The organism is Marinomonas aquiplantarum, assembly GCF_003314975.1.
GTDB lineage: Bacteria > Pseudomonadota > Gammaproteobacteria > Pseudomonadales > Marinomonadaceae > Marinomonas > Marinomonas aquiplantarum.
The window spans coordinates 1-3254 of sequence record NZ_QNRF01000023.1 but is presented as its reverse complement, the minus strand read 5'-3'; the positions used below and the strand labels follow the sequence as shown (position 1 = coordinate 3254).

General features: G+C 39.7%; 4 protein-coding genes. All 4 read right to left on the bottom strand.

The genetic code is table 11. The features are described 5' to 3' along the window. Window positions 1–204 precede the first annotated feature (204 nt). On the bottom strand, window positions 205–948 hold the full coding sequence (locus tag DFP76_RS17990) for a hypothetical protein (RefSeq protein ID WP_113875931.1): 744 nt from the start codon (window positions 946–948) through the stop codon (window positions 205–207). An 8-nt stretch (window positions 949–956) separates the two neighbouring features. Then, window positions 957–1208 carry a hypothetical protein gene (locus DFP76_RS17985; RefSeq protein WP_113875930.1) on the bottom strand — a complete coding sequence of 84 codons (252 nt, stop codon included), beginning with the start codon at window positions 1206–1208 and terminating at the stop codon, window positions 957–959. 62 nt (window positions 1209–1270) lie between these two features. After that, window positions 1271–1852: a hypothetical protein gene (locus tag DFP76_RS17980; RefSeq protein WP_113875929.1), complete on the bottom strand. Its 582-nt coding sequence runs from the start codon at window positions 1850–1852 to the stop codon at window positions 1271–1273. 518 nt (window positions 1853–2370) lie between these two features. Beyond that, window positions 2371–3138 carry a TRADD-N-associated membrane domain-containing protein gene (locus DFP76_RS17970; RefSeq protein WP_113875927.1) on the bottom strand — a complete coding sequence of 256 codons (768 nt, stop codon included), beginning with the start codon at window positions 3136–3138 and terminating at the stop codon, window positions 2371–2373. Window positions 3139–3254 lie beyond the last annotated feature (116 nt).

Below are 3254 nucleotides of genomic sequence, written 5' to 3'. Positions count from 1 at the left end.
AGCTTCAATAACACTGTAGTTTTGTTCTAAGACTAGCTTTGCAGCGTCTAAACGAAACTCAGGGCTAAAGTTCGGTCGTCTTGGTTTAGTCATTGGTTCACCTGTTTTATCTATGAGATGAGTATATCACCTCTAATTAGGTGGCCAAATTCACTATGCCACTACAGGTAAGTACAATTAACGCTTCAAGCAGAGGCGGCAACGCTAGTTGCCGTCCTGCTGGCTTGACTTGTTAGGAGACGGCAACTGAAGCTCCAATATTTCGGATAAACCTAACTGTTCCTTATTTGAGTCTATTGCTCTAATAAAGGACGCTATCTTTATACCAAACCAATTAGTGAAGGCCTTTTTCACAATTAAATGCTCATCTTCAACTCTATATATTATTTGAATGTCACCAATATTTTTTCTTTCGAGGGATTCAACAATATGAGTGCTGAGGTATTTGACAAATTCAGATTGCAATTTTGTTTGTTTATCTTTCGTCTGAAGGTCAACCATAACCTCGTCAACCGACAAATAGCTTTTTCTATAGACCGTATCAAATGTTGTTAGGTATGTGGTAAATAGCTCACTAAAGTGTGACGTTCGCTTATCTTGATAAAATTCATCATCATCGATTGTTCTTAGCAGAGCTTGAAGGTAAGCGCACTCGATTCTTTCAGTGGAATATTTTGAAGCCCAGGAGCTATTAAATTGATAAAGCTGCATGGCTCTATCTCTTATTCCAATAAGATCACTAACATCCGCGTTTTCATCTGACACAAGATAATTCGCACTTCTTACATCTCTAATCACGAAATAATAGTAAGACATTGCAAACCCCAAAATCGCCACTAGGACAGTGGCATCTCTATTTGCATCTAAACTAATTAACAACGAACCCAAGATTGTTGCTGCAAGCCATGATAGAGATGTGATTTTTATACGGTTAATAAACGTATCCATAACTCCTCCTAATGACTTTCTTTGTGTAGCTTGATTACATCAAAAATAAACAAAATTCCAAAAGCAGCAAAAGCAAGAATCGCTCCCATAGAATGAATGTTTGAAATCCATTCTCCTGCCCACCCTTCTATCTCTAGAATTTTAGTCAGTAATTTAAATAACCACAGAAATACCCAGAGGAGAGCAGATATAATTGCATCCGTAACCATTTTTACTAGATATGGTCTAAGCGATATCCATATCTCTTGCACTAACTCCATATTTAGTCTCCTAACGCCCAAAGCAGCGAGCGCCGCTTTTTGGCGTCCGCTGACTTTGTTTGTTATACATTTTCACCAACTGACTCTACTTGTGTATTAAGTATCTGGCGCATCATTATGAGTGAAAATTTCACTCCGTCTTTTTCTTCGATCATATCCTTAAGATATATCTTGTTGTCGTCGTACCTTTCAGGAAAACGAATACTCATATAAGTCATGCGTGTTTTATCTGCTTCCCAGAAACGATACTTTACTTCTTTGTGGCCCGCATACTTCTTTAGAAAGCGGTCAATCGTCAGGCCTTCTCTCTGCCAATTAACTAGTTCTTTACTCACCCACACTTCTCCCCATGTTTCAAATACGGGAAAATGAGCAAGTATGTTACGCACGAACTTAAACAGGGGGCCTCCAATCTCAGACTCCATTGGAGGACGCTGCGATTTTAGCGCTTCAAGTACATGCTTGAATGGCTCATAAGCTAAAAGCTCGGTATAAACTGCAAAGATACTCGACACTTTGCCAAACCTATAGCAATCATCTTTTGCCCAGAAATCATCCATCATGATTTCATCGAACAGATCGTAAAACCGGTTGTACCCAAGACTGAGGAATAACTCTTCGGATTTATTTGGTCTCGCTTCCATTGCTCAATTTACCTAGATGTATAACGCCGCTGTATGGGGCATTTTTTATGTAGCGTAGTTTTGGGGTAAAGTGGCGAAGCCACCCCAAAATGAAGCGAAGTAAAAAATGTCCCTATGACAGCTTTGTTAGAAGCTTTACAGCCAATCATGACCAATTGCCATTGACCCCACAAATAAAAGCCATGCCGCAGATGCTAGCGTGAATATGTGTATTAAATGCACCCAACGCCTACCGTTAAAGAGTGTGCATGAAAACCCTGCGACCACCAAACCTACTATTAACAATACCCATAAAGGCCAATAGTACGTAACATGCGCTCCAATTTCTGTATGCGCTGAAATCAATACCGCATAGAGATACCCAAAAATTAAGATCAGCCCATGTGAAGACTTAACAATTGATCTCGACTTGAACCAGTATACGGCAGATAAAGCAGCTAAAAATAGAAGTACGAAAGATGACTCTCCTAAAGTTGATTGCTGATAATTATTTAGCATCCCGATTGCCTTCTAACGCCTCAATCAGCCGACGCGTTAGCGGTCGGCTGGATTGAATTGTTATGAGTTTTTTTGGGGTCAACAACTTGAAGTGCTAATTGAGCCATTGTTTTTTCTCTTAAGTCTTCATTTTCGATTCTCGATGCAACAACACTAGCTAACAGTATTTGATGGGTATCTACAAGTCTAGAATGAAAACCGCCCAAGTGCTGGGTTGCGGAGGAGTGCATCTTTAAGAAAATGGCTGCAACATAACTTGTTAGAAATGTACCAATAGCGCCAAGAACTCCGGTAATTATTTTTGAATCGAGAGTTTCTGCATAATTGGTCACCAAGTACAATGTAGCAGCTATTAATCCTAAGCCTAAGATCATACAGCCAATCCCAACTACAAATACCCAAGTGTTTTGACTTAGATTCAGGCTGTAGTATCGCTGTAGCTGTGCGTCATTAAGTCTAAGGGTTTTCTCAGCTTTTGTTTCGACCTGAGTTCTTTCAAATTGCTGCAGATCTAGCTCAAATTCAACTTCTCTAATTTCCTGCTCGATATCTCTAACCCTGCTACGTAATATTGGCAGCATACCAATTGGGATGACAAGATACGCAATCAAAACTGGAGCTAATCGAGACTCAATGTTTGCCGACCAAACAAATACGGGACCGATTACTGCGAGAGTTAAAGCTATAAAGACTGAAATATAGAAAGATTGCTGAATCCGGCGGCGCCGATTCTTTAGTTCAACTAACCTCTCATCCAAGTACTGTTTCTTCTTTTCAGTTGCTTCCATGTTGAATCCTTGGATTACTCATAACATCTATGGACACTCCGATTTTTGCAAGCAAAATCAAGCTTTAACAAGAGTAGTTTTGCAGCCATCTATTCGGATTTTTTACGAGATATTAA

What these genes read in the sequence shown, in the direction of transcription:
- DFP76_RS17990 (WP_113875931.1), bottom strand. Translation starts at nt 948, where the DNA reads ATGGATACGTTTATTAACCGTATAAAAATCACATCTCTATCATGGCTT.
- DFP76_RS17985 (WP_113875930.1), bottom strand. Translation starts at nt 1,208, where the DNA reads ATGGAGTTAGTGCAAGAGATATGGATATCGCTTAGACCATATCTAGTA.
- DFP76_RS17980 (WP_113875929.1), bottom strand. Translation starts at nt 1,852, where the DNA reads ATGGAAGCGAGACCAAATAAATCCGAAGAGTTATTCCTCAGTCTTGGG.
- DFP76_RS17970 (WP_113875927.1), bottom strand. Translation starts at nt 3,138, where the DNA reads ATGGAAGCAACTGAAAAGAAGAAACAGTACTTGGATGAGAGGTTAGTT.